The organism is Thiorhodovibrio winogradskyi (assembly GCF_036208045.1).
Lineage (GTDB): Bacteria > Pseudomonadota > Gammaproteobacteria > Chromatiales > Chromatiaceae > Thiorhodovibrio > Thiorhodovibrio winogradskyi.
On the sequence record NZ_CP121472.1, the window covers coordinates 3726428 to 3750825 of the forward strand.

The following is a 24398-nucleotide window of genomic DNA, read 5'->3' on the forward strand; positions in this document are numbered from 1 at the left end:
AGCATCGCGCCGCAGAGTCCAGACGCCATGAGGAGGTAAGCCGATGACGGACGATCTTCGAGGCCATGTGGCCCTAATCACTGGAGCGACCGACGGCATCGGCCGGCTAACGGCCTCGCGCCTGAGCGCGCGGCGCGCGACCGTGCTGGTGCACGGGCGCAGCCGCGATAAGGTGGATGCCGTGGTCGCCGAGATCGAAGGCAAAGGCGGCAAGGCGCGGGGCTTGGTCGCCGATCTGGCTGCGGCCGGACGGGTGCGCGCGCTGGCCGGCGAGGTGCTCGAGGCAACGCCCCAGCTCGATATCCTGATCAACAATGCCGGTGTCGGCGATCCGGGCGGGCCACGCCGCGAGAGCGACGACGGCTACGAGCTGCACTTCGCGGTGAACACTCTGGCGCCGGTGGTGCTGACCCGGCTCCTGGCCGGTCGGCTCGCGGAAAGGGCCCCGGATACTTACCAGGATACCTCCCAGGATAAGGGCGGCGCGCGGGTGGTGATGGTCGCGTCCGCCGCCCAGGCCGAGATCGATTTCGACAACCTGATGCTGACCCGTGGTTATGACGGCAAGCGCGCCTACGCTCAGAGCAAGCTGGCCCTGATCATGGCCACGATGGAGCTGGCCGAGGAGCTGAAGTCACAAGGCGTCACCGTCAACGCGCTCCATCCCGGCACCCTGCTCAACACCAAGATGGTCCGGCAGGGCTTCGGCAGCGCGCTGGGACCGGCCGACGCAGGCGCCGAGGCCGAAGAGCACCTGGCAACGGCGCCGATGCTCGCCGATATCACCGGCGCCTATTTCGACCGCATGGATCAGGCCGAGCCCGAAGTCCAGGCCGGCGACGGCGAGGCGCGCCGGCGGCTGATGGCGCTGATCGACCAACTCGCTGAAGCAGTCTGACGAGGACCCCTGCCATGTACCTGATCCTGTTCTTCGGCCTCGTTGCTGCCGGCCTCGCGCTGGCGCGCTTCGGCGTCGTTCGCAAGCAACCGTGGCTGAGCTGGGTTGGCGGCGCCCTCGTGGTTCTGACCACCGCGCTGTTCCTGGTCCTCGATGTTTGGGGTGAGGTGCTGTGGTTCGATGCGGTCGGCTTCGCGGAACGGTTCTGGACCTTCGTCGGCGCGCGCGCCTATACCGCCGGCTTCGGTGCGTTGCTCGCCGTCGGCGTGATCACGCTGCTGGCGACACCAGCGCGGCGATTGACGCCGGCGATCTCGCCTTGGACCGAAGGCGTCGCTGCCGCTGGAGGACTGCTTGGGGTCTTGGCGCCTGGGAGCCGGCACTGCTGTTCCTGAATCGCGCCGAGGCGGGAATCAGCGAGCCGATCCTGGGTCTCGATGCCGGCTTCTACCTGTTCACGCTGCCGTTCCTCAAGGCGCTGCACGGGTTGCTGCTGTGGGTACTGCTCGTGCTGGTGGTGGCCACCCTCGTGGCGCTCGGGCTGCGATTGCGCGAGCGCGCATCTGCATCCGCTCAAGCGCCAGCCGACGCGCCAGCTGACGACCCAGACGGCGATGCAGTCGGCGACCGGACCCAGCAGCGAATGGCGCTCGCGGCCGGCGTGCCAAGCGCGGTCCTCGGGCTACTGATCGGCACCCATGCGCTGCTCAAGACCTTCGATCTGCTCTACTCGCAAGAGGGTGTTACGGCTGGACCGGGCTGGACCGATGTCAACGTCCGCCTGCCGGCCTATCTGCTGCTTGCGCTCCTGAGTCTCGCACTCGGACTGGCACCGCTGATACCGAGACTGCGCACCTGGGCCAGTGCATGGCTCGGCGGACTCTGGAAACGCCTGTCCAGCGCTGGCGTCCAACCGCTTCCGCCGACCAGCTTGGAGCCCGTCGCGGTGACCGCCACCACCGCTTGGGGCCTTGTGATCGCGCTCTGGGCGCTGTTTGTTGGCCGGCATCCTTCCATCGGGCTTCCAGGCGCTGGCCGTCGAGCCGAACGAGATCACCTATGAGGAGCCGTACATCGCGCACAACATCGAGCTGACTCGGCATGCCTTCGGTCTCGATCGGGTCGAACAGCGTCAGTACCCGGCCGACAAGTCCTTCACCCGCGAGACAGTCGAGCAGAATCAGCAACTGATCTCCGAGATCCGGCTCTGGGACTGGCGCGCGCTCGACGCGGTCTACAAGCAGTTCCAGGAGATCCGGCTCTACTACGAGTTCGTCGACGTCGACATGGATCGCTATCAGATTGGCGACCGTTACCGGCAGGTGATGGTCTCGGCGCGCGAGATGTCACAGGAGAACCTGCCCGAGCAGAGCAAGAACTTCGTAAACCACCGCTTCAAGTACAGCCACGGCTACGGGCTGACGGTGGCAACCGTGAGCGACTTCACGCCTCAAGGACTGCCAAAGCTGCTGGTCAAGGACATCCCGCCGCAGGCCGAGTATGCATCGCTGCAGGTCAAGCGCCCGGAGATCTACTACGGCGAGCTCACCTGGGAGCCGGTGGTGGTCAACAGCGCGGAGCGCGAGTTCGACTTCCCGCGTGGCGAGCAGAACGCCTACAGCCATTATCAGGGCACGGGCGGGGTCGAGATGCGCAATCTGTGGCGCAAGTTCGTGTTCGGCTGGAAGCTCGACGGCACCCGGCTGCTGCTCTCGGGCTATCCACGTCCCGAGAGCCGGTTCATGATCCATCGCCAGATCCAAGAGCGCGTGCAGACACTGGCGCCCTTCCTGACCTTTGATCAGGATCCCTATCTGGTGCTGGTCGATGGCCGGCTGAAGTGGATCATCGACGCCTATACGACCTCGACCCGCTTCCCCTACAGTCAGCCGTTCGAGGCCCCGATCGAGCGCGGTGCGCTGCTCGTCGACGCCCCAAGCGACCCGGCCGCAAGCGCGGTCAAGGATCTCGACGGCGTCAACTACCTGCGCAACGCGGTCAAGGTCGTGGTCGACGCCTACGACGGCGCGGTCGATTTCTACAGCTTCGACGCCGCCGACCCGATCCTGGCCGCCTGGCACAATGCGCTGCCGGGGATGTTCAAACCGCGCAGCGCGATGCCGGAACAGCTAAAAGCGCACATCCGCTACCCGGAGGGCCTGCTACTGACCCAAGGGCTGGTCTACGCCAAGTATCACATGGACGACCCGGAGGTGTTCTACAACCAGGAGGACCTCTGGGTGCGCGCCACCGAGAAGCACTATGGTCGGGTACAGCCGGTCGAGCCCTATTATGTGATGTGGGAGCTACCGGGCTCGGACCAGGCCGAGTTCGTGCTGATGCTGCCGTTCACGCCGAAGAACCGCCAGGTGCTGATCGGCTGGATCGCGGGTCTTTCGGACGGCGACAACTTCGGGCGCTTCCTCGCCTATCAGTTCCCGAAGGAGCGCCGCGTGCTCGGGCCGAAGCAGGTCGAGACCAAGATCGACCAGGACAGCTATCTCTCCGGGCAGCTCTCGCTTTGGGACCAGCGCGGCTCCAATGTCATCCGCGGCAACGTGCTGGCGATCCCGCTCGATGACACCCTGCTCTACGTCGAGCCGATCTACCTGGAGGCCGAGACCGCGGCCTATCCGGAGCTGCGCCTGGTCGCGGTGATGCAGGACGATGATCTCAGCTACGCCGAGACCCTGGATGAGGCGCTTGAGGGCCTGTTCGGTGCCGAGCCGTCGGCTGCCGCCGGCGCCGCCGGACAACTTTTGCTGCAACAGGCCGGCGCCGAGGCGATGAGCAAGTTGCAGAGGCTGCTCGAACAGCTTGCGGCCTGGTCCGAGCCGCCTGCCGGGCGAGCGTCGGGGCTGCCATCAAAGCAGGCAACCGAGCCAGCAGTTGGGCAGCCGAGCAGTGACAACGCCGAACGAGATGCAATACGGGGTGCGGACGGCGGCTGAGTGGAACGGCTCCTGTCCCTCATTCTATGCGAATGCATGCTAGCGAAAGAGCTGGCTGCGCACCTTCTCCTTCAGCGCGTCGAAACGCTCGCGGAGCTTGCGCAGTTGCTCCTCCTGGAGGCCGGTGGTCTGCCTCACCTCCTGCGACAGGCGCTCGAGGGTGTCGGTATAGTCCTGATTCCAATCGGCGAGACCCTGGCGTAGCCGGGTCAGGACCGGGTTCTGCGGGCCGCGCTGGTGCTCCGAGTCGTACCCGAACTGATAATCGACGACCGCCTCGGTAGCTTCGCCGTGGAAGAGACGGTGCAGCTCGACACGCAGACATTTACCGGCATAGTTGACGCGGCCATCCTTGACGAGGCGGCGGACGTTCACGCGGATGCGCGTCGAGTGCAGGAAGTGGAGCGGCGCCTGGGTCGCGGCGCGCTTCACGAGTTCGTGATCCTCGGCCAGCTTGAGGCTTTCGTCGAAGCCGCCGATCCGCTCGAAGAGGGCACGCTCAATGAAGATCGCGAAGCCGCCGGCATGGGGGTCGGTGCGCAGGCTCAGCTTGACGTAGAGATTGGCCAAATCGAACAGGAGCGCGTCCAGCGGGTGATCCGAGTCTGGCTCAAACCAGCAGGTGGCCAGACGTATCCCCTCTTCCTCCATCTCCGCGATCGCCTTGGCAAGAAAATCTGGCGGTGGCAGGACATCGGCGTCGAAGAAAAAGAACCAGTCGCCGCGGGCGATTGCCGCGCCACGATTGCGCCCGACGCCGGGCAGCCCCCCGTCAGTGAGGATTAGGCCGCGTTCGCGCACCAGCTCGCGGGTGCCGTCGTTGGAGTCCGCATCGGCGACAATCACCTCGAAGTCGCGGAAGGTCTGGGCAGCCAACCGATCAAGCAGCCGCGGCAGCAGCTCGGCCTCGTTGAGGGTTGGGATGACAATACTGGCCTTCATTCGGCATTCTCCTGCAGATCGCCTGGTTTGATCAGGACTCGATCAGGACTCGATCAAGACTCGATCAGGGTTCGATCAGGGTTCGATCAGGTCATGGACGGCGTCTTCGGTCCCGTCCAACACCTCTTGCAGCCAGCGCTCGTCGACGTCGAAGCCGCCGGTGCGGCAGATCCCGGCATACCAGCGGGCACTGGCCTTCGGAGTACGGCGCTGGGTCGCATAGTCGACGTGGACGAGTCCGAAGCGCTTTGATAACCCGAAAGCCCACTCGAAATTGTCGAGCAGGCTCCAGACAAAATAACCGCGAATATCGCTCCCCGCGTCCAGGGCCTTGCGCAACATGACCAGGTAGGCCGCCAGATAGCGGCGCCGCGCCGGGTCCCGGACCTCGCCATCAAGGTCGATCCGATCATCGAAGGCGGCGCCGTTTTCGGTCACATAGACCGGTGGATTGCGGTAGCGTTCGCGCAACCAGGTCAGGGTGGCGAGAAAGCTCTGCGGATAGATCTCCCAGTCCATGTCGGTGTAGCGGACCTTCGGGTCTTCGCGGGCGCCGACACGGAAGCCAAGGACCGGCGGCCAACCGCGCTTACGACGATGCGCGAGTAGTGGTTGACGCCGATGAAGTCCACCGGCCGTGAGATCAGCGCCAAGTCCTCTGGCCTCATGCTGCGATTGAGAAGACCCATCAGGCGCCGTATCGAGCGCGGGTAGCGACCGCGCAGGATCGGGTTGGCGAAGAACCGATTGGCCAAGCGATCGAGGCGCTCGGCGATCCACACATCTCGCCGGCGCTGCGGGAGCACCGGAAAGAGGTTTAGTGCCGGGTCGACCCGCGCCCCGGGCACCTGGGCGCGCAGCGGCTCGAGGGCGGCGCCATGGGCGAGCAGCAGGTGATGCGCTGCCTGCATCGCGCGCACCAGGTTACGTCGCCCGGGTGCATGCTGGCCAACCAGATAGCCGGCGGCCGTGACCGTCAGCGGTTCGTTAATCGTCACCCAGTCCTGTACGCGGTCGCCCAGGCGGCGAGCGACTACCTCGGCGTAATCAGCAAAGCGCCAGGCCGTCTCCCGACGCTCCCAACCGCCGCGCTGCTCCTCGAACCACGGCAGGTCCCAATGGTAGAGCGTCGCGAAGGGGCGAATCCCGCGGGCGAGCAGGCCGTCGACCAGGCGCTCGTAGAAATCGAGGCCGCGGTCATTAACCTGCCCTGCTGGATCGGTCATCACGCGCGGCCAGGCGATCGAGAAACGATACGACTGCAGCGCGAGATTCGCCATCAGGTCCATGTCCTCGCCATAGCGGCGATAGTGCTCGCAGGCCACAGCGCCGTCGGTACCATCGGAGATCCGGTCCGGCCGTGCGGTGAAGCGATCCCAGATCGAGTCGACCTTGCCATCCGCCGTCGGCGACCCTTCGATCTGGTAGGCAGAGGTCGCTGCCCCCCACAGCAACTGGTTGGGGAATTGCACATGCATCATCGGACTCCTGACTGTCGGTTTCTCGAAAGTATGCTTATTGGCGCTATGGCAGCCCCTGGCAAGAGGGTCAGTTCGGATGCGATCCTGGCGCCGAGGTCAACTGCATTTTGGATCCGAGCACATGCGCAATCGACATCATCAAGGCAAATGATATCGCGATGTTGCGTTCTGGCCCAGATCTCTCCCATGTACCGATTTCAATATCACTGACGCAGAAACCCTGCGATAATCGACGCTAAAGTCGCGAAGAGAAGCATTTTCAGACACTCATGCTGATCGAATTTCGGGTCGAGAATCATCGCTCCCTGCGAGATGAGCAGGTCCTGACCATGCAGGCAGGCTCCGAGGCCAACAACCAGGATCAGCGTCCCCGCAAGATCGAGGGCATCCGCAAGCCCCTGTTGCCCGCCGCCGCCATCTATGGGGCCAATGCGAGTGGCAAGAGCAATGTCCTTTCGGCACTTGGCTTCATGCGCGACGCTGTCATCCACTCGCACCGTGCATGGTCGCCAGAGGAGGAGGTTCCACGAGATCCCTTCGGCTGGGGACCCAAGGCTGCGGAGCCATCATTCTTCGAGGTGTCCTTCCTGGCCGAAGGCATTCGATACCAGTACGGCTTTGTTGCTAACGACGAGCGATTCCTCGAAGAGTGGCTCTACGCTTGGCCTCAGGGTCGCAAGCAGACCTGGTTCGAGCGCGACGGCGACGCTTATGCGTTCGGCGACAACCTGAAAGGCGAGAACCAGCTGGTCACGGAAGTCACCCGACCCAATGCCCTGTTCGTGTCATCGGCGGTGCAGCTGCGCCATCACCAGCTCCAACCGATTTATCGCTGGTTCCGCGGCTTGCAAACGATCAATATCGAGCGCCGCAAGACGTTCCCGTTGTTCGGCGCGCCTTTCGATCCGATTGTGCGCAAACTAATCGAGGAGAAGGAGAAGGAGAAGGAGAACAAGCCCGAGCATTCGAATCTTGGCGATATCATCGGGATGCTGCAGGCGGCAGATACGGGTATTACTGATATCAGGCTCGCATCCACGGACGAAGGAATCGCTGCCAATGGGACCCGCTCGGGAAGACCGGAGCGCAGGCGCGTCCTCCTCCGGCACGACACCGAGTGCGAAGACGCATGGCTCCCCCTGGAAGCCGAATCCCAAGGCACTCGCACACTCTATCGGGTCGGTCCAATCGTGCTCGAGCTTCTGCGCAGTGGCGGACTGCTCCTGGTCGACGAACTGGAGGCCAGTCTCCACCCCGCGCTGGGGCGGCAGATCATTCAGCAGTTCAACGATCCGCGCACTAACCCTCGGCATGCCCAGATCCTCTTTACAACCCACGATACGCATCTGCTCGGGGGCATGCTCGGGGACCCGCCACTGCGTCGCGATCAGGTGTGGTTGACCGAAAAGGCTGGCAATGGGGCTACTTCTGTCTATGCCCTGACCGATTACAAGCCGAGACCGTCGGAGAACCTGGAGCGCGGTTATCTGCAGGGACGCTACGGCGCCATCCCCTACCTCGGCGAGCTAATTTCTCCCGATCCGGCAGCCAATGACGACTAAGCGACGCGAGCGCGAGCGCCGACCGGCGCGGCGGACAGCAACACGGTAGCCGAAACGTCGGCTCTTGGTTGTTTGCGAAGGCGAGGTGACGGAGCCCCAGTACCTCCGGGGACTCGAGCGCTGGGTCAGGAACAACACCATCGAGATCAAAATCTCGGATAAGCACGGGGTGCCACTCACGTTGGTCAAGCAGGCGGTCGAGCTGAAGGAATCGGCCGACAGGCAGGCAAGGAGAGAAAAAGACGGATTCCTGGCTTATGACGAAGTCTGGTGCGTCTTCGATATCGACGAGCACCCGGCGGTGAACGATGCGCGTCAGCTGGCCCAAGCCTACGACATCGATCTCGCCGTCTCGAATCCCTGCTTCGAGCTCTGGATTCTGCTCCATGTCCGAGAGAGTCCGGGGGCGCGCCACCGTTACGACTTGCTTGGACTCGTCGCCGAGAAGCTCCCCGGGTATCACAAGCATCTTCGATTCGACGATCTGGCCAGCGGCGTGGAAGACGCAGAACGTCGAGCAAGGGCGCTTCAAACGCAAGCCGACGAAGAAGGCGAGCCCCACCGCAATCCAACCACCGGCGTGTACCGTCTAACCGAATCGATCACTCGCAAGCGTTGCGGTTGAGTCCTAAGTACCGCGTTTCACGATAATTTGCGGTCTGTTTCGTTGTCTTGGTGGTAGCGGCAAGAACCTGCATGTCGCAAAATTCACTGAAACGGGGTACCAGGGTAAACTGCGCTGAACACATAGTTACCCATGGATACATAGACGCGGTTGGGATCATCCGGGATCGGGGGCGCCCTGTGCCGGTTTTCCCTCGAAGCCGAGCACTTGAATCGGCTGTCTCTATTGAGGGGGATCGCCGGCGGCGGCCGCGCCCTGATGGGCGTGCTCGCTGAGCTGCCGACAGTCTGCCAACGCTTGTCGCAGCTCGGCCAGCGGCGCCACGTCGGTGGCCACGGCATCCTGGCGCACCGCCTGCCGCAAGGCATGGACGTGACGCCTTGCCCCAACGCTGATCAGCGGTCGCGCGGCGGCCGCGAGCGCCACGCTGGCAAGGACGCCACCGGCGATTAGCGCGAACGGCCAAGTGATCTCGCCAAGCAGCGCCGGCGTCGGCACCGGCGGCAGCCCGAGCCACTCCGGCAGGCCGCGGCCGGCGAGCCAGACGAAGCCAAACGCTGCAACCATCTCCGACGCCAGGCGCAACCGCCGCACCCCGCTCCACCAGCGCCGCGGCGACGGCTCGAGCGGCAGCTCCGCCAGCCGCTGCCGCAGATCCTCGGTCAGCGCTGCCGCCGCCGAGGCCGCCTGTTGGCGCACTCGGCTGGCCGCCGGCTCGGGCAGCTGGTCCGCCGCCACGGAGACCGCTTCAAGCAGACCCTGGCGAACCCGCGGCTCGGCCACCGAGGGCCGCGGCGGCTCCTGGCCTTGCCGAGGCTCCTCAGTCGGACGCCAAAATCGGCGGGCAACGGCACGGCCGAGCAACCTCCGCAGTGGCGAGCCGGTCGATATGGTTCAGCACCACCAGCAGCACCTCTGCGTGATGGGCCAGGCGGGCGAAATAGTGTTCGTGCGCCAAGGCCTGGCCGTACTTGAGCGGGTCCATCACCCAGAGCAGCAGATCGCAGCGCTCGATCAGTCGCTCCGCCACCCGCGCATGCTCCCGGACCGTGGAATCCACGTCCGGCAGATCCAGCAGCACCGCGCCCCGCAGCGGCGCCAGCATTCCGTCGGCGGGCAGCGGATGGCGCTCCTCGACCCGCAGCCAGTCGAGCAGTGGCTCGGCGCCGGTGGCATCGCCGATCGGCACTGCCTGCGCTCGCTCGGTGGCGGGCCGGCGCACCCCTTTCGTGTACGGTGTCTGCCCGACGAGTGCGTTGACCAGGGAGGACTTGCCGGTGCCGCCCGCGACGGCGACCACGACATGGTCGCGCGAGTGGGCCAGACGCTGCCGCGCGCGCTCGCGCAGTGCTGTCATCTCGTCGATCAGCGCCGACGGCAGCTGTCCGGCGCCCAGGGCTTCGAGCGTCTCCAAGGGGTCGAGCACGGCGCTGCCGGCCAAGGTATTGGCCAGGGTCGATTTGCCGGCGCCCGTGCCCCCGGCGACGACCACTAGCAGGGGTTCGTCCTCCCGCTCAAGGTGGCCCATCAGGCCATCGATACGGCGCGGGAGACGCTCCCAAAGTGGGAGCCAGGGCGCGTCGCGGCGCCGGCCCGCATCACCATCCAGGGCGAGCAGCTCGTCGCGCAGGGCCTGAAGCATTTGCCGGAGTGCTTGGTGCTTCATGTCAGGATGATACTCAATCTTCTGAATTGTCGGATGGCCGAAGGGCTCGCGGCTCGGCTCGCGAACTTCGACTCCTGGTGTATTTGCCGACCCGCGGTGGTGCATTTGCCCAACCGCGGGGGCAATGCCCCCGAAATCCCGCCGCAACGGCTGTCCCTGTTGCGCTGCCGAGCCGCTCGCGCGCTTCGCTCAGCCACGGCTCTCTTCAATCACGGTTCTGCGTGGTGGCGCCAATGGCGTGGCGGCGACCATGGCATCAGTCACCGCCATGGACCGCTCGCTCAATCGCGGCCGGTTCCAGGCGCACCGCCTGATCCCTAAACTCTTGGCAAAAAACTTGCTTTATCTTAGCTCCAAGGTCGAGCGCGCCAATGAGCGCAAAAAAAAAGTCCGGGCTTTGGCCCGGTTGAATCGCTAGCAAACCCGTGAGGACATGATGATCACTCAACTTCCAACACCTTGGCGCAAACCAGTCCATCAATCCACGAAAAGGCTCGTCTGGATACCCCTGGCGCTGGCGCTGATGCTTCAACCCAGCGCCAGGGTCCAGGCTGAAACGCCAACTGATGCAGCAATCGCCAGCAACGTCCGCCAAGAACTCGCGAATCATCCGGCCTTGGGCGATGAGCGCATCACCGTGGTCGTCCACAACGGCATCCTCGCGCTTTCAGGCTATGTCGATAGCCTCTACGAGCAAGCCGTCGCCGACACCGTCGCCAAGCGCGTCAATGGGGTACGCGCCGTCGACAACCAGCTCAGACGCCGCATTGAGACGCCTGCGCCCCTGGTCGTTGAGCCTGCCGCTGACCTCGATGCCGACGTTGATACCGGTCCAGATAGCCCAGTGGGGCCGGGCCTGCGCTGAAATCCTGTTGTCCGCTGGCGCACGACCGCCGCATTCAATTGATCAAGGATCCCTGCTTGATCGGTGACCGGAATCAGGCCCACAGCATCTGTCTGGTTCATAAGCGCGGAACCCGGAGCGAGATGAATTGCAACCCACAAGGAGCAGGCCAATGAGCGGATCGATCAGGCTGAGGAAGACGATTTTGGCGTCGTCGCTTCTGAGTCTTTTATCTGTCGTGCTCCCCTCGCGGGCGGATGAAGCCAGGGCCACAACCGGCCTTGCCAACTGTGCGCGCATCGCCAATGCCGATGTGCGACTCCAGTGTTTTGACGCTCTCGCGGCCCGCGGCAACCGGGTTGGCGATGGCCCCTTGGAGCCGACACGACAGTCGAGCCCTCCTGTCGCCAGGGACGCCGACAGCACGCAGGCCCTGGATCTGGCCTCGGCAACCGACGCAAGGGTTGCCGAGCCGCTGGCACCACAGCCGCGTCCTTCCCTGAGCCTGCTTCCCTACCGGAAGAACTACATTCTGCCGGTGAGTTACAACGCCAATGTCAACGAGAACTTGCCGAGGGAGCCAACCTTGGACCTGCCGCTGTTCGGTGAAGGCGTCTTCGACAACGTGGAAATGAAGTTCCAGTTAAGCTTCGAGGTTCCATTGTGGACGAGGTTACTGAATCGTCCGCTTGATCTCTACTTTGGCTACACTCAGCTCGCGTTCTTCCAGGCGTACAACCAGGAGTATTCGTCCCCGTTCCGCGAGACCAACTACGAGCCCGAGTTCGGTCTGCATTGGCGCCCGGATCTGCGGCTTGGCCTGGCCGGCTCACGCTGGCGGCTGACCTCGGTCCGAGCGGCGGCGAACCACCAGTCCAATGGTCGTTCGGAGCCGTTGTCGCGCAGCTGGAACCGCATCACTGGTGAGGCCAGCGTCGAGCGCGAGAACCTGTCGTTGGGACTCAGACTTTGGACGCTCCTCGGCAATCGTCCAGCGAACAACCCGGATATCACCGATTATCTCGGCTACGGCGAGCTACGGGGCCAATACGACGGCGACCGGCACCGTTTCGGGCTGATGGTACGCAATCCCAGTCGCCCCACTGTGCAGCTGGATTGGAGCTATCCCCTCAATCAGCGGGTGCGCGTCTATGCGCAATACTTCAACGGCTATGGCGAGAGCCTGGCGGACTACAACCACAGCGTTAACCGCATCGGCGTGGGTTTCATGTTGGAAGATGGCGGATAAGTCCGTTCCTGGACGGCACAATTGAAGACTGAGCAGCCCGGCAAGCACTACCCGTTTACCACCAAGGAGAACAGCCCAATGCCTGCAAAACAGTTGGCACAATTGGTGCTTTTATAAGCCGGTGTAAACACCCAACCACTGGCACCTTCCACTGGAGGCCCCCTGATGAACGATGGGACATTGATTGCCTGGCTCGATGATCTCGGCAGCAAGGATGTCGCCCAAGTGGGCGGTAAGAACGCCTCGCTCGGCGAGATGATCCACCATCTCGGCGCCGAAGGCGTGCGCGTGCCGGGCGGCTTCGCGACCACCGCGCAGGCCTATCGGCAATTCCTGGCCGAGAACGATCTCGAGCCGCGCATCCGCGAGCTCGCCCAAGCCTTTGAGCGCGATGAGCGCCCGCTCAGCGAGATCGGCGAGCAGATCCGCGCCCTCTTCCTCGACGCCGAGATCCCCGAAGCCTTGGCCGATGCGGTGCGCGACGCCTACCAGGCGCTGGCCGAGCAGACTGGGCGCGATGAGCCCGATGTCGCGGTGCGCTCGAGCGCCACCGCCGAGGATCTGCCCGAGGCCAGCTTTGCCGGCCAGCAGGAGACCTTTCTCAACATCCGCGGCGCCGAGACCCTGCTCGACGCCATCCGGCGCTGCTTCGCGTCGCTCTACACCGACCGCGCCATCGCCTATCGGCAGGACAACGGCTTCGACCAACTGCAGGTCGCCCTGTCGGTCGGGGTTCAGCAAATGGTGCGCTCCGACAGCGGCAGCTCCGGGGTGATGTTCAGCATCGACACCGACACCGGCTTCCCGCGCGCGGTGCTGATCAACGGCGCCTGGGGGCTGGGCGAGACGGTGGTGCAGGGCCTCGTCGATCCCGACGAATACCTGATCTTCAAGCCGCTGTTGGAGGATCCATCGCTGACACCGATCATCGCGCGCCAGCCTGGTGGCAAGGCGCGGAAGATGGTCTATGCAGAGGCCGGCGGCGAAGAGCCAACGGTACTCACCGAGACCAGCGAGGACGAGCAGCGGGCGCTGGTGCTGAGTGATGCAGAGGTCCTGTCGCTGGCGCGCTGGGCGGTGACCATCGAGGACCACTATGGCAAACCCATGGACATGGAATGGGCCAAGGATGGCGAGACCGGCGAGCTGTTCATCGTCCAGGCGCGACCCGAGACCGTGCACTCGCAGCGGGCCGAGGGCCTGCTCAAGACCTATCGGCTCGAGGCCAGTCCTGAGGAGGCCGGCGAGCCGCTGGTCAGCGGCTACGCGATCGGCGATGCCATCGCCGCCGGCAAGGTGTTCCGGCTCGATGACCCCGGCGAGAACGACCGCTTCGAGGACGGCGGCGTGCTGGTCACCGAGATGACCGATCCGGACTGGGTGCCGATCATGCGCCGCGCCGCCGCCATCGTCACCGACCACGGCGGGCGCACCTCGCACGCCGCTATCGTCAGCCGCGAGCTCGGTCTGCCGGCGATCGTCGGCGCCGGCCATGGCACCGAACGCCTCACCGACGGCGATGAGATCACGGTGTCCTGCGCCAGCGGCGAGACCGGGCGTGTCTACGCCGGGCGGATTCCGTTCGAGGCCGAGGAGATCAGCCTCGAGGACATCCCGAAGACGCAGACCAAGATCATGCTGAACATGGCCAACCCAGCGGCGGCGCTGCGCTGGTGGCCGCTGCCGAGCGATGGGGTTGGTCTGGCGCGGATGGAGTTCATCGTCAATCAGCACATCAAGATCCACCCGATGGCGCTGATCCGCCCAGAGGCGGTGGATGATGAGGATGCGAGCACGCAGATCGCCACGCTGACCGCCGGCTGGGAGGACCCAACTGAGTATTTCGTCGACCAGCTGGCGCGCGGCATTGCCCGGATCGCGGCTGGCAGCCATCCGCATCCAGTCATCGTGCGCATGAGCGACTTCAAGACCAACGAGTATGCGGACCTGATCGGCGGCCGCGCCTTCGAGCCGGTCGAGGCCAATCCGATGCTCGGCTGGCGCGGCGCCAGTCGCTATTACAGTGAGGAGTACAAGGAAGGCTTCGCCCTGGAATGCCGGGCGATCCGCAAGGCGCGCGAGGAGATCGGCTTCGACAACATCCTGGTGATGATCCCCTTCTGTCGCACGCCCTGGGAGGCCGACCGGGTGCTCGAGGTCATGGCCGAGCAGGGCTTGAAGCGGGGCGAGCGTGGGCTCGAGGTCTATGTGATGTGCGAGATCCCGGCGAACGTGATCCTGGCCCGAGACTTCGCCGCGCGCTTTGATGGTTTCTCGATCGGCAGCAATGACCTGACCCAGCTCGTGCTCGGCGTCGATCGCGACTCCGACCGCCTGGCGCATCTGTTCGATGAGCGCAACGATGCCGTGCGCCAGATGATCAGCTCGGTGATCGACGAAGCGCACCAGCGCGAGCGCAAGGTCGGGTTCTGCGGGCAGGCGCCGAGCGACCATCCGGATTTCGCCGCCTTCCTGGTGCGTGCCGGAATCGATTCGATCTCGGTCAATCCGGATAGCTTTCTGTCGGTCAAGCAGGCGGTCGCCGAGATCGAACGCACAGCCTCCGGCTGAGACGCCGTTCGAGACAGCGAGCCGCAGTGACTTTGTCGATCTGCTCCCAGGCCGGGTCGTCTAGATCGTCGCCGGCATCGATTCGGTCGCGGACCTGCGACAGCGATTTGAGTACCTGTTGATCATCAGGGTGACTCCACGAACAAAGGTCCGGCACCGCGTTTGATCTCATGGGTTTCGCCGGCGCTGAGTGAGACCGTCTCGGACCCCGCCGTGAGCCGAATCACGTCAGCCTCCGGCGAGATCTCGCGCAGCCGCACCCGATCCTCGTTGATCTCGACCTCGAGGGTCTGGCCGCGAAAGCGCAAGCGGAAACGGAGCCGCTTCAGCTCCTCGGGGAGCACGGGATTGAGCCAGAGTCGCTGATCGCGCACCTCAATACCCGCGTAGCAGCGCTGGATGAGGTCGACGGTGCCGGCCATAGCGCCCAGGTGAATGCCTTCCGAGGTGGTGCCACCCTGGATGTCGGCGACGTCGCTCTCCAGAGCCTGGGTGAACAAGGACCAGGACCGGGGTCGATCCCGGCGGGCCAGGACCCAGGCGTCCACGACACGGCTCAGGGTCGAGCCATGGCTGGTGCGCTCGCTGTAGTATGCGACGTTACGCGGGATCATCTCGGGGTCGAATGCGTAGTCGAGACGGGCGAACAGACGCTCCAGCTCCTCGGTCGAGAACAGATAGAAGAGCATCAGCACGTCGGCCTGCTTGGTGGCCTTGTAGTGATTCGGTGAGTCGCCCTCGGCCTCGAGGATGCGATCCAGGCGTTGGATTCGTCGCCGAGCTTGCGCTCGATACGCACGCCTTCGACGTTCTCCAGACGTTCGTCAAGGGCATTGGCCGCGCGGTCTAGGTCATCGAGCGCATCGATACCTTCCGATAGCTCCAACCGCAGCTGGGGTCCGCGGATGTCGAAGCCGTGGCTACCGGCGTAGACGACCGCCTCGAGCCCGACCAAGCTGCTGACGTCGTCTAGATCGCGGCCGCTGATCAGCGCCAGCGGCATCCGCTGTGCGGCTTCCCGCAGGGCGCGGCGCATGCTGGTGCTGAGACGGGCATCGTCCGGCTGCTCGACGATCGGCGTCAGGGTGCCGTCGTAGTCGAGAAACAAGGCCGGGCGCCGATCACCAAGCCGATCCGTGAGTGGCGTGGGATCTTCGAGCAGCGGGGGCGGCTCGGTCTGCGCGGATTGGATACCGATCCGGCACAGGTTGTCGAAGACCTGGTCAGCGCCTTTCTCCAGCAGCGCGTCGCGTTGGCGACCGGTGCGGTCGATGCCAATGACGAGCCCAAAATGGCCGCGGCTCGCGGCCATGACGCCGGCGGTGGCGTCCTCGAGGACGGCCGCGCGCTCGGGCTCGCAGCCAAGCTGATGGGCGGCCTCGACAAAGGTGTCCGAGTCTGGCTTGCCGGACAGCTCGAGATTCTCAGCCTCGACCCCATCGAGACGCAGGTCGAACAGTCCGTCGAGCCCGGCCTTCTCTAAGATCAGGTCGCAGTTCTTGCTGGCCGTGACCACCGCGGTGCGAAAACCGGCGCGGCGCAGGCGTTGCAGCAGCTCGACGGCGCACTCGTAGACGACGACACCGCGCTGTTCGATGAGCGCTCGGAAGCTGGCATTCTTGCGGTTAGGCGATTGCCGGAAAAGAGCTTACCGAATTGCGCAGGATGTTCGTTTGGCGGGGTATTTGCCAACCTAGCTGGTTGTTTTGCACCCGTTTGCGGAGTGACCACGACTGGACTGACGCGGCTGCGCGGTCTCGATCAGGCCAACACAGCCGTGCTGTTCCTGCGCGCAATGTTGTGTGCGAAAAACTCAAACGGCGACAATGGCTTCAAATTTGCTTCGCCGAATTTGACCGCAACAATGAAAGTGTCGTGACCGAGAAGGAATTCAACCAGGCGCGCTCAGAGCGCCGCGCCGCGCGGCCCGTTCCGACACGGGCGCGCCGATGCGCGGCATGGCCAATGCGCCCGCGTTTAGCGACATCGACCAGAACGGGGATGGTCAGATCGACAAGCAGGAGTTCCAGAGCGCCCAGATGCAACAGCAGCGGACGATGCAGCTTAAGATGGCGGATCATGCCGAGTCGACACCCGGCTTCGTTCAGCACTGGGAGGCGGGGTCGGACTCGATCATCGCCGAACATGCGCAGGCGCTAACCCGCATCGATGCTGTCGCGGATGACATCCTGCGCATCCGGGTCGCGCCCGCTGGTCGGCTTGCGCCAAGCCACAGCTGGCAGGACGAGCCTCGATCGCTCAGCGGCGGTCGTCTCTTGGTTGAGAAGCGAGCGCGCGTCCTGCATCTCGTGACCCGCGCGATGCGGACCAAGCTCAATCTCGACACGGGCGCCGTCTCGCTTGGCAACGCCGACGGTGCCGTCTATGCGAGTGATCTCACCCCGGTACGCTGGCGTCAGGTTGAGCAGCACGAGATCCCGACCCTGGCGCCGGCGCTCGCCGCAGCCGTCGCCCCGACTGCCACGCCAGCCGCCGCACCGACCATCAGCTCGCAAACCAACAACGGCTGGTCGCCCGGCCCTGCCACCACCGGCCTCTGGCTGCGGAAGGCACTGCACCCGCGGGAGGGCCTGTTCGGGTGCGGCCAACGCTTCGGCGCGCTCAATCGTCGCGGCCAGCGGCTCGCGCACTGGACCACAGATATCCACTCGCCAGGATTGGGCGTGGTCGACGGCTGTCTGTACCAAGCGCACCCGCTGTTGCTCGCGCTGCGGCCCGGTCTCGCCTGGGGCCTGATGCTCGGCTCGAGCGGTTACAGCCACTTCGATCTCGGTGCCGAGCAGCCCGACGCGCTGGGCCTGTTCAACCTGGGCGGCGAGCTCGACTACACCCTCTTCGCCGGCCCCACCCCGGCCGCCGTGGTCGAGCAGATCACAAGGCTGACCGGTCGGCCAGCCTTGCCCCCGCTCTGGGCGCTCGGCTACCACCAGTCGCGCTGGGGCTATCGCAGCGATGCTGAGATCCGCGCGATTGCCAACGCATTCCGCCGCCGTCGCATCCCAATCGACGCGATCCATCTCGACATCGACTACATGGACGGCTTCCGCGTCTTCAGCTGGGACCGCGAGCGCTTTCCGAGTCCGCGCGCCACCATCGAGGCCCTGCATCGACAGGACATCCATGCGGTCACCATCATCGACCCGGGGGTCATACAGGAACCTGAGATCGATGGCGCCAACCGCTCCAGCGACCCGGTTTTAGAGAGCGGTCTGCGTGGCGATCATTTCATCCGCCGTCCGGATGGCAAGCTGTTCACCGGTTATGTGTGGTCTGGCGCATCGCTGTTTTCAGACTTCTGCCGCACGCCGACACGCCGCTGGTGGGGCGAGGTTCTGACGCGATCCGCCAGCATCGGCGCCCAACGCTGGGCGGTCAGCTGGATGGGCGACAATGCCTCCAGCTTGGAGGATCTGCGCACCAGCCTGCCGCAGCTCGCGAGCATGGGCCTCGGCGGCTCGCCGCACGTCGGCGTCGACATCGGCGGCTTCCACGGCGCCTGCGACGGCGAGCTCTTCGCCCGCTGGATCGAGTTGGGCGCCTTCTACCCTTTCATGCGCGCCCATGCCTACCACGGCAGCCCGCCGCGGGAGCCCTGGGCATTCGGCGACAAGGTCGAGGCCATTGCGCGAACCACGATCGAGCGCCGTTACCAGTTCCTGCCCTATCTCTATACGCTGGCGCACCGCGCCCACCGCACCGGCGAGCCGATCCTACGGCCGCTGCTCTACGACTTCCCGCGGGCGACCGAGCTGCATGGGATCGAAGATCAGTTGATGGTTGGTCCGCGGCTGATGATCGCGCCGGTCTGCGAGCCGGGCGTCAGCGAGCGCGAGGTGCATCTGCCGCCTGGCGTCTGGTACGACTTCCACAGCGGCAGGCGGATCGACGATGGCGCGCCCGCGGCACGCGCCGCGGATACTGGCGCTGATGCCAACTCTGATACTGCTGCCGAAGCCCATGCCCGCGCTGCAGTTGCCAGTGTCGGCGCCAAAGCCCGCATCAGTGCCAGTGCCATTAATCGACGCTGTCTGCTGCCGGCACCGCCGGGTCGCATGCCGATCCTGGTGCGCGGCGGCAGCTGCCTGACCCTGGGTGCTCCGTGGCAATCGACGCGCGAACCGCTGACCGAGCTGATCCTCGATGCCTATCCAGACGACGGACAATCTGGCTCTTGGACCCTCATCGAGGACGTCGGCGATGGCTGGGGCTATTGTGACGGCGAGCTCGTAGAGACCGCGTTAGGCGTTGACCACGAGCGCGCAGGGCCAAGGCTCATGGTTGGCCGCCGCCGGGGCGGCTGGCAGCCGCGGCCGCGCCAGCTCGTGCTGCGACTGCATCTCGTCCAACAGCCCGACCACCTGCTGCTCGACGGCGCCCCGAAAGCCGACTGGCACTGGGATCAAGCAGATCACGCGGCAGTGGTTTCGCTCATCGACGATGGGGAGGCGCACCAGCTGAGCGCGGAATGAACCGCGACGGGCACAAACACGCCTCCTGCTGATCGACGATCTCGGTTTGCTCCTCTGTTGTCGCGGGTTGCGCATCGGATAGTGGGCACGTCCTTTGCTTCGACTGAAGCACGCCTGCCGCGGGAAATCGCCCGTTACTTCTCCACCGCAAGGCTGGAGGCTGCACGCCTTGGACCGCATGCGTGCCGAGCTCGAAGACAAGGGCCATCTCCGAGTAGCCATCGCTGTCAAGAAGCCATCTCTGAGTGGAGAGCGCCATGCCAAACATGCAGATCAGTCCCTGGGACCTGGCGGTTGTTGCCGTCTATGTGATCGGCACACGGCTGCTGTTCGGCTGGTGGGCAGCGCGCACCGCGCGCAAGGGCGCCGAAGGCTACTTCCTCGGCGGTCGGGCGCTACGCTGACCGATCATCGGGCTGTCCTTCTATGTCGCCAACATGAGCGGCGGCAGCTTCGTTGGCCTGCCCGGCAGCGGCTACAACGACGGTATTGCTGTCTATCACTACGAATGGCTGCCGGCAGTGATCCTGGTGCTGTTCGTGCTGTTCCTGCTGCCGCTGTATCTGCGCGCGCGCATCTACACGGCCCCACAGTTTCTTGAGGTGCGCTTTGGGCGCCAACCGCGGCTGGCGTTCTCCGGCTTCTTGCTGGTTGCCGTTGACGCTGATCGAGGCCCCGGCATCGCTCTATGCGGGCGCCATGGTCGGCCAGGCCCTGTTCCCGTCGGTGCCGATGTGTCCGCTGCTCGCGGCTGGCGCGCTGATCGCCGGGGTCTATATCTTCTTTGGCGGTCTCAGTGCCGTGGTCATCAACGATGCGCTGCAGGCCGCCATGATCATGATCGGCGGCATCCTGGTGCTGGTGCTGGCCTGGCAAGCGGTGCCATGCTGGGTTTCCAACCCTGTGGCAGTATCTGCAGTCGTCGGGGTGACGTTGCTGGCAGCAGCGGTCGTGGTCTGGTGGTGGTGAGCAGCCTCGACGATCGTCGATAGGACGCGCATGGAGGCGCGCTGAGCAGACAGATCGAGACCGCATCGGGCCAAAGAAACCAATAGTGGGGGCTTTGCCCCGACAGCGCCGCTAGAGCCGGTCGAAACAAACCGGCCGGCAAGGCTGTAGATCGGTGAATTCCCCAGCACTGGCCGACCGGATCACCCGCTCTGAATTCGCGCTCTTCGAGCTTGAAGAGAGTGACTCGCGGCAGGCTGAGCAGAGCAACGAATGCGTCAGCTTTATGGCATCAGACTTGCTGATTCTGTCATCGACCCGCGAGATGCCTGGCCTGCGGCTCTTCTGTCCGATCAGCGCCGTCGTCCACATCATCGCGGGCCACCCGGTGATCTATCCGGCTCAGCTATCAATCTATCGATCTGCCTATCTATCTGTCGAAGGAGCTGCCGATGTCCCACGACGCAACCCTATTAATGACCGAGTTTGTCACCCACGATGTCCAGCGTCTGCTGCTGACGCGACCGGAGGGGCTCGATTGGCAGCCAGGACAGGGTGTCGAGATCCATATCGACACCGATGAATGGCGCGACGAGGGCCGCCCCTTTACCCCAACCTCCCTGCCCAATGACCAGCTCTTGGAATGCACCACCAAGCGCTATCCCAAGGGCGATGGGATGACCATGGCACTGCATGCGCTGCAGCCAGGCGCCCAGCTCAAGCTCAGCGACGCCTTCGGCAGCATTACCTATCAGGGCCCAGGCGCCTTCATCGCCGCCGGAACCGGCGTGTCGCCCTTCCTCGGGATCTTGCGCCGGCTCGCCGCTGATGATGCCTTGGACGGTCACAGGCTGCTGCTGACCAACAAGGGCAAGCGCGACGTGATCCGCGAGAAGGAGCTGAAGCATTATCTGGGCGATGACTGCGTACTGACCTTCACCCGTGAGCACGAGCCTGGAGAACAGGGCCAGCGCATCGACCTCGACTTCTTGAGATCCCATCTTTCGACGTTCAATGGAAAGTTCTATGTCTGCGGACCGGATGCCTTTGTCGAATCGATCAATGGCCAGCTTAAGGAACTCGGCGTGCAACCGGGGCAACTGGTCTACGAGCAATGAAAGAAGAGAACTTTGCACAGGCGCGCGCGTTGCTGATCGAGGATATCAAGCGCGAGCTGGCCGAGACCCGTGTCTACCTGGGAGCGGAGCCGCTCGATCCGCGCGTTCATCACCGCCGCCGGCCCCGAGGTTCCGCGGCCGCTGGTCGATCAAGCTCAAGGTCGGGGGCCGGATGGTCATGCCACTCGGTTCGAGCGGTGGCGACCAGAGCCTGGTGGTGCTCAGCAAACAGCCAAACGCAACGCTCGCGCAACGCGAACTGCTTCCGGTCCGTTTCGTGCCGATTACCCGCGATCACATCGATGCTTAACCGAAATGCCGCCGCGGACGAAGAGCAGGTCTTCGGCGAGATCGCCCAAGCCATACAGGACAAGCCAAGATGCCATCGAAGCAACCCTCTTTCCCTCAAGGCCCGCGCATTTACAACCTGTTCCCCACCCTGCTCGGTCCAGTCGAGCGCTGGACGGAGCGGCTGCCGGAGATCGCCCGGATGGGCTTCGACTGGATCTTCGTCAACCCCTTTCATCTGCCGGGTGAGTCCGGAAGCCTCTATGCGGTCAAGGACTATGATCGCCTGCACCCGACGCTGCGTGGCGACAGCAACGGCGACGACGACAGCAACGACGACGAGCGACTCAGGGCCTTCACCGCCGCCGCCAGCGACGCTGGGATCTCAGTGATGATGGATCTGGTCGTCAACCATACCGCGATCGACTCCGACCTGGTCACCGAGCATCCAGACTGGTACGTCCACGACGACGGCTCGGTGCACTCGCCCTCGGCCACCGATCTGGATGATCCCGAGATCGTGACCGTCTGGGAGGACCTCGCCGAGCTCGACTACAGCGAACGGCCCGAGCGCGAGGCGGTGATCGATTTCTTCTCCGAGGTCATCCGCCATTACATCGATCTCGGCTTCCGCGGCTTTCGCTGCGATGCCGCCTACCAGCTGCCCGGCAAGGTCTGGCAGGTGCTGATCGAGCGCGCCCGCGAGGCGGCGCCTGAGACCCAATTCTTCGCCGAGACCCTCGGCGCGCCGCCCGATGACATCGAGCAGTTGCGCCCGGCCGGCTTCGATGCTCTGTTCAACAGCGCCAAATGGTGGGACTTCCGCGCCGACTGGCTGCTCGATCAGTACCAGTCCTTCCGCGATCTGGCGCCATCCATCGCCTTTCCCGAGAGCCACGACACCGCGCGACTGGCTGATGAGTCCGATGGCGACAGCCGCGAGTCGCGCTTCTGGTACCTCTTCGCCGCCGTCTTCTCGACCGGCGTGATGATGCCGATCGGCTATGAGCTCGGCTTCCGACGGCGCCTGCATGTGGTCGAGACCCGGCCCGAGCATTGGGAAGAGCCGAGCTTCGACATCCGGGATTTCATCGGCCGCGTCAACGCCATGAAGGCCGAGACCCCGATACTGAACGAAGAGGGTGCGCAGGAGCGTTTCACCGCGGTCGACGAGCCGGTGGTCGGACTCTTGCGACGTTCGCCACGGCAGGCCCAGCACAGCGCCGTGCTGATCAATCCGAGCTTCAAGGAGGGGCAAGAGTACAGCCGCGATCACCTCATCGAGATCCTCGACTGCGATGCGGATCAGCTGCAGGAGATCACGCCCGCCTTCAGCGACGCGGCTGAGGGTACGAGCGCGGACGCAGCCGCTGGAGACAACCCGACCTCCGCGATCCATCTGCCGCCTCGGAGTCTGCGCATCTTCATCGCCAACCACTGAGGTGGTCGGCCTTACGCTGGCCCATGCCGGTCGCAGGAAGAAATTCGGCGGCTAGCGCAACGAGAGACTGGAGGCGCGGATGGACTTTAAGCATGAATTGCTCGAGCGGCTCCCTGACTGGGGGCTCAAGACCTGTCCGCTGAACCGCAACGCCGAGGACCTCGACGACCTGCGCGCTCACCCTACTCTTCGCCAGAAACTTGCTGGCGTACGCTGGTTTATCCTGATCCAAGCCGCCAAATCCTTTGATGAGGCGAGCGCGGTCTCTGGAATTTCGCAGTCTTGCGCTCGTCTTCGCGGATCATTCCTGCCGTCGTTGACCACCACCTTTTGCTTCTTCACCCAGGCTCCTCGATGTTCTTGAGACGCTGGCTCACGCCTGGTCGCGCCTGGTCGCGCCTGGTCGCGCCTGGTGACAGATTGGTTTTTTTGCCCATCTGTGGGGTGAAAAGAACCAAGCCACTGGCCTCAGTAGGCCCCGCTTCTCGCAGCGCATCGGCCATCGGCGCCGCTGTTGTCAAGGCCTGAGCACGGCCAGCAAGCCCGCTGGTGTTGGCGTCGATGAGCGGCTCGGAAGTGCCATCGCTGGCATGCAACCTGCCGGACTCCAGCTAGCAACGTTGCTCGTGCCCTGCCCAGACTCAGGACTGATGTGCTCGCGGTCTATCGGCATGCCTACACCTCTCGATCATCGACCTGGGCCTGACCCGCGTCGTCGACCTGCGGCGCATGGGCAAAACCCAGGCGCGGGTGCTGCGGAAGGGCCGCAGCCGCGCAATCCGGGCCGATGAGCTGGCGCCCGGCGACATCTTGCTGCTCGAGCAGGCCGAGCAGTCGACAACCCCGCAGGAAAAGCGACCCGCGCGGCCAACCCCGTTTGCAACCCCGACCGCGCGGTCGCCACGCACCTCAAACAACTGCTCTCGGGCGGCCAATCCCTGGAGCTGTCCGCGGTGATCCGCAGCGACGCAGCCATCTTCAGTCTTGGCGTCGAGGCATCCGAGAAGGGGCCCATCGATGAACTCGATCTGCCAGCGCGCACCCGCGTCGTCTGCCTCTACCGCGATGAGCAGTTCCATCTGCCGCACGAGGTCAAGACACTCAAGCCGGGCGACGAGGTGATTCTGATCACCAGCCAACGGCAGCTTGCCAAGCTCGAGCAACGCTTCGCGCGCAGTGAGGGCGAGGAGCCGCTGAAGGCCGATTGAGCGAGGTGCTAATCCGCATGCGCGGCGACGGAGACAGCCGACCCGGGCCGTTGGTCACGCGATCCGTTGCGGTGTTGTTTTGAACCGGGACTGGGTGCATTGCCCTAAGCAATGGG

At 64.5% G+C, this 24398-nt stretch carries 24 protein-coding genes and 3 pseudogenes; 20 read left to right on the forward strand and 7 right to left on the reverse strand.

Translation table 11 applies throughout. The features are described from left to right. The first annotated feature begins 43 nt into the window (after positions 1-43). The 4 genes from Thiowin_RS17075 to Thiowin_RS17090 are packed head-to-tail and all read left to right on the forward strand — an operon-like array spanning position 44 to position 3849. Entirely contained in the window at positions 44-898 is an 855-nt protein-coding gene (locus Thiowin_RS17075; protein ID WP_328984174.1) for an SDR family NAD(P)-dependent oxidoreductase, read from the forward strand. Between the two features lie 14 nt (positions 899-912). Then, positions 913-1293 carry a hypothetical protein gene (locus tag Thiowin_RS17080; RefSeq protein ID WP_328984175.1) on the forward strand — a complete coding sequence of 127 codons (381 nt, stop codon included), beginning with the start codon at positions 913-915 and terminating at the stop codon, positions 1291-1293. Further along, a complete protein-coding gene (locus Thiowin_RS17085) occupies positions 1218-1961 on the forward strand; it encodes a UPF0182 family protein (protein ID WP_328984176.1) in 744 nt (247 codons plus the stop codon). The genes Thiowin_RS17080 and Thiowin_RS17085 overlap by 76 nt, the downstream gene beginning before the upstream one ends. Next, the gene (locus tag Thiowin_RS17090; protein WP_328984177.1) at positions 1897-3849 is read left to right on the forward strand and encodes a UPF0182 family protein; all 1953 of its coding nucleotides are present in this window, start codon (positions 1897-1899) and stop codon (positions 3847-3849) included. Before Thiowin_RS17085 ends, Thiowin_RS17090 begins: the two co-directional genes overlap by 65 nt. Positions 3850-3888: 39 nt before the next feature. Here Thiowin_RS17090 and Thiowin_RS17095 read toward each other — a convergent pair whose 3' ends face one another. Both Thiowin_RS17095 and Thiowin_RS17105 read right to left on the reverse strand, forming a co-directional pair. Continuing rightward, positions 3889-4791 carry a glycosyltransferase gene (locus tag Thiowin_RS17095; RefSeq protein ID WP_328984178.1) on the reverse strand — a complete coding sequence of 301 codons (903 nt, stop codon included), beginning with the start codon at positions 4789-4791 and terminating at the stop codon, positions 3889-3891. Positions 4792-4866: 75 nt separating this feature from the next. Continuing rightward, positions 4867-6272 (reverse strand): annotated as a pseudogene (locus tag Thiowin_RS17105) (GH1 family beta-glucosidase). Positions 6273-6541: 269 nt separating this feature from the next. On the opposite strand from Thiowin_RS17105, the gene Thiowin_RS17110 reads away from it, so the two are divergent. Both Thiowin_RS17110 and Thiowin_RS17115 read left to right on the forward strand, forming a co-directional pair. Next, on the forward strand, positions 6542-7834 hold the full coding sequence (locus Thiowin_RS17110; protein ID WP_328984181.1) for an AAA family ATPase: 1293 nt from the start codon (positions 6542-6544) through the stop codon (positions 7832-7834). An 85-nt stretch (positions 7835-7919) separates the two neighbouring features. Beyond that, positions 7920-8459: an RloB family protein gene (locus Thiowin_RS17115; RefSeq protein ID WP_408034098.1), complete on the forward strand. Its 540-nt coding sequence runs from the start codon at positions 7920-7922 to the stop codon at positions 8457-8459. Between the two features lie 222 nt (positions 8460-8681). Here Thiowin_RS17115 and Thiowin_RS17120 read toward each other — a convergent pair whose 3' ends face one another. After that, on the reverse strand, positions 8682-9242 hold the full coding sequence (locus Thiowin_RS17120; RefSeq protein WP_328984183.1) for a hypothetical protein: 561 nt from the start codon (positions 9240-9242) through the stop codon (positions 8682-8684). Positions 9243-9279: 37 nt separating this feature from the next. Continuing rightward, on the reverse strand, positions 9280-10230 hold the full coding sequence (locus Thiowin_RS17125) for a GTPase family protein (protein WP_328984184.1): 951 nt from the start codon (positions 10228-10230) through the stop codon (positions 9280-9282). 19 nt (positions 10231-10249) lie between these two features. Between Thiowin_RS17125 and Thiowin_RS17130 the strand changes: the two genes are divergently transcribed. The 4 genes from Thiowin_RS17130 to ppsA all read left to right on the forward strand — a co-directional run bounded on the left by Thiowin_RS17130 (position 10250) and on the right by ppsA (position 14789). Beyond that, the gene (locus Thiowin_RS17130) at positions 10250-10543 is read left to right on the forward strand and encodes a hypothetical protein (protein WP_328984185.1); all 294 of its coding nucleotides are present in this window, start codon (positions 10250-10252) and stop codon (positions 10541-10543) included. Positions 10544-10648: 105 nt separating this feature from the next. Further along, the gene (locus tag Thiowin_RS17135) at positions 10649-10990 is read left to right on the forward strand and encodes a BON domain-containing protein (protein ID WP_328984186.1); all 342 of its coding nucleotides are present in this window, start codon (positions 10649-10651) and stop codon (positions 10988-10990) included. 151 nt (positions 10991-11141) lie between these two features. Then, entirely contained in the window at positions 11142-12218 is a 1077-nt protein-coding gene (locus Thiowin_RS17140; protein ID WP_328984187.1) for a phospholipase A, read from the forward strand. Positions 12219-12383: 165 nt separating this feature from the next. Continuing rightward, positions 12384-14789, forward strand: a complete 2406-nt coding sequence (gene ppsA, locus Thiowin_RS17145) for a phosphoenolpyruvate synthase (protein ID WP_328984188.1) — start codon at positions 12384-12386, stop codon at positions 14787-14789. Between the two features lie 125 nt (positions 14790-14914). Here the strand turns inward: ppsA and Thiowin_RS17150 are convergent. Then, a pseudogene (locus Thiowin_RS17150) lies at positions 14915-15559 on the reverse strand (glycosyl hydrolase family 65 protein); the annotation flags it as partial. Beyond that, positions 15478-16386, reverse strand: coding sequence for a trehalose-phosphatase (gene otsB, locus Thiowin_RS17155; RefSeq protein WP_328988111.1), 909 nt, complete (start codon positions 16384-16386; stop codon positions 15478-15480). The gene otsB and the pseudogene Thiowin_RS17150, both read right to left, overlap by 82 nt. On the opposite strand from otsB, the gene Thiowin_RS17160 reads away from it, so the two are divergent. The 9 genes and pseudogenes from Thiowin_RS17160 (at position 16336) to Thiowin_RS17195 (ending at position 23438) form a co-directional block, all read left to right on the forward strand. Further along, the gene (locus Thiowin_RS17160; RefSeq protein WP_328984189.1) at positions 16336-16668 is read left to right on the forward strand and encodes a hypothetical protein; all 333 of its coding nucleotides are present in this window, start codon (positions 16336-16338) and stop codon (positions 16666-16668) included. The genes otsB and Thiowin_RS17160 overlap by 51 nt on opposite strands. A gap of 79 nt (positions 16669-16747) precedes the next feature. Beyond that, positions 16748-19279, forward strand: a complete 2532-nt coding sequence (locus tag Thiowin_RS17165) for a TIM-barrel domain-containing protein (protein ID WP_328984190.1) — start codon at positions 16748-16750, stop codon at positions 19277-19279. 257 nt (positions 19280-19536) lie between these two features. Further along, on the forward strand, positions 19537-19683 hold the full coding sequence (locus tag Thiowin_RS17170; RefSeq protein ID WP_328984191.1) for a hypothetical protein: 147 nt from the start codon (positions 19537-19539) through the stop codon (positions 19681-19683). A gap of 33 nt (positions 19684-19716) precedes the next feature. Then, positions 19717-19857 (forward strand): annotated as a pseudogene (locus tag Thiowin_RS25410) (sodium:solute symporter family transporter); the annotation flags it as partial. Between the two features lie 79 nt (positions 19858-19936). After that, on the forward strand, positions 19937-20248 hold the full coding sequence (locus tag Thiowin_RS17175) for a sodium:solute symporter family transporter (RefSeq protein ID WP_328984192.1): 312 nt from the start codon (positions 19937-19939) through the stop codon (positions 20246-20248). 431 nt (positions 20249-20679) lie between these two features. Beyond that, positions 20680-21345 carry an FAD-binding oxidoreductase gene (locus Thiowin_RS17180; protein WP_328984193.1) on the forward strand — a complete coding sequence of 222 codons (666 nt, stop codon included), beginning with the start codon at positions 20680-20682 and terminating at the stop codon, positions 21343-21345. A 178-nt stretch (positions 21346-21523) separates the two neighbouring features. Then, entirely contained in the window at positions 21524-21655 is a 132-nt protein-coding gene (locus Thiowin_RS25415) for a hypothetical protein (RefSeq protein ID WP_408034099.1), read from the forward strand. Between the two features lie 69 nt (positions 21656-21724). After that, positions 21725-23074: an alpha-amylase family glycosyl hydrolase gene (locus Thiowin_RS17190; RefSeq protein ID WP_328984195.1), complete on the forward strand. Its 1350-nt coding sequence runs from the start codon at positions 21725-21727 to the stop codon at positions 23072-23074. A 79-nt stretch (positions 23075-23153) separates the two neighbouring features. Next, the gene (locus tag Thiowin_RS17195; RefSeq protein WP_328984196.1) at positions 23154-23438 is read left to right on the forward strand and encodes a hypothetical protein; all 285 of its coding nucleotides are present in this window, start codon (positions 23154-23156) and stop codon (positions 23436-23438) included. Here Thiowin_RS17195 and Thiowin_RS17200 read toward each other — a convergent pair. Continuing rightward, positions 23413-23670 carry a hypothetical protein gene (locus Thiowin_RS17200; RefSeq protein ID WP_328984197.1) on the reverse strand — a complete coding sequence of 86 codons (258 nt, stop codon included), beginning with the start codon at positions 23668-23670 and terminating at the stop codon, positions 23413-23415. The two genes, Thiowin_RS17195 and Thiowin_RS17200, sit on opposite strands and share 26 nt — an antisense overlap. A 357-nt stretch (positions 23671-24027) precedes the next feature. On the opposite strand from Thiowin_RS17200, the gene Thiowin_RS17205 reads away from it, so the two are divergent. After that, positions 24028-24282 (forward strand): TrkA C-terminal domain-containing protein, encoded by a 255-nt coding sequence (locus tag Thiowin_RS17205; RefSeq protein ID WP_328984198.1) that lies wholly within the window; start codon positions 24028-24030, stop codon positions 24280-24282. Positions 24283-24398 lie beyond the last annotated feature (116 nt).

Excerpts from the sequence above, each read along its gene's own strand:
- Thiowin_RS17125 (WP_328984184.1), bottom strand. The coding sequence starts at position 10,230 with ATGCACCACCGCGGGTCGGCAAATACACCAGGAGTCGAAGTTCGCGAG.
- Thiowin_RS17130 (WP_328984185.1), top strand. The coding sequence starts at position 10,250 with ATGCCCCCGAAATCCCGCCGCAACGGCTGTCCCTGTTGCGCTGCCGAG.
- Thiowin_RS17075 (WP_328984174.1), top strand. The coding sequence starts at position 44 with ATGACGGACGATCTTCGAGGCCATGTGGCCCTAATCACTGGAGCGACC.
- Thiowin_RS17180 (WP_328984193.1), top strand. The coding sequence starts at position 20,680 with ATGTCCCACGACGCAACCCTATTAATGACCGAGTTTGTCACCCACGAT.
- Thiowin_RS17080 (WP_328984175.1), top strand. The coding sequence starts at position 913 with ATGTACCTGATCCTGTTCTTCGGCCTCGTTGCTGCCGGCCTCGCGCTG.
- Thiowin_RS17190 (WP_328984195.1), top strand. The coding sequence starts at position 21,725 with ATGCCATCGAAGCAACCCTCTTTCCCTCAAGGCCCGCGCATTTACAAC.
- Thiowin_RS17195 (WP_328984196.1), top strand. The coding sequence starts at position 23,154 with ATGGACTTTAAGCATGAATTGCTCGAGCGGCTCCCTGACTGGGGGCTC.
- Thiowin_RS17135 (WP_328984186.1), top strand. The coding sequence starts at position 10,649 with ATGCTTCAACCCAGCGCCAGGGTCCAGGCTGAAACGCCAACTGATGCA.
- Thiowin_RS17140 (WP_328984187.1), top strand. The coding sequence starts at position 11,142 with ATGAGCGGATCGATCAGGCTGAGGAAGACGATTTTGGCGTCGTCGCTT.
- Thiowin_RS17110 (WP_328984181.1), top strand. The coding sequence starts at position 6,542 with ATGCTGATCGAATTTCGGGTCGAGAATCATCGCTCCCTGCGAGATGAG.
- Thiowin_RS17170 (WP_328984191.1), top strand. The coding sequence starts at position 19,537 with ATGCCAAACATGCAGATCAGTCCCTGGGACCTGGCGGTTGTTGCCGTC.
- ppsA (WP_328984188.1), top strand. The coding sequence starts at position 12,384 with ATGAACGATGGGACATTGATTGCCTGGCTCGATGATCTCGGCAGCAAG.
- Thiowin_RS17165 (WP_328984190.1), top strand. The coding sequence starts at position 16,748 with ATGGCCAATGCGCCCGCGTTTAGCGACATCGACCAGAACGGGGATGGT.
- Thiowin_RS17095 (WP_328984178.1), bottom strand. The coding sequence starts at position 4,791 with ATGAAGGCCAGTATTGTCATCCCAACCCTCAACGAGGCCGAGCTGCTG.
- Thiowin_RS25415 (WP_408034099.1), top strand. The coding sequence starts at position 21,524 with ATGCCACTCGGTTCGAGCGGTGGCGACCAGAGCCTGGTGGTGCTCAGC.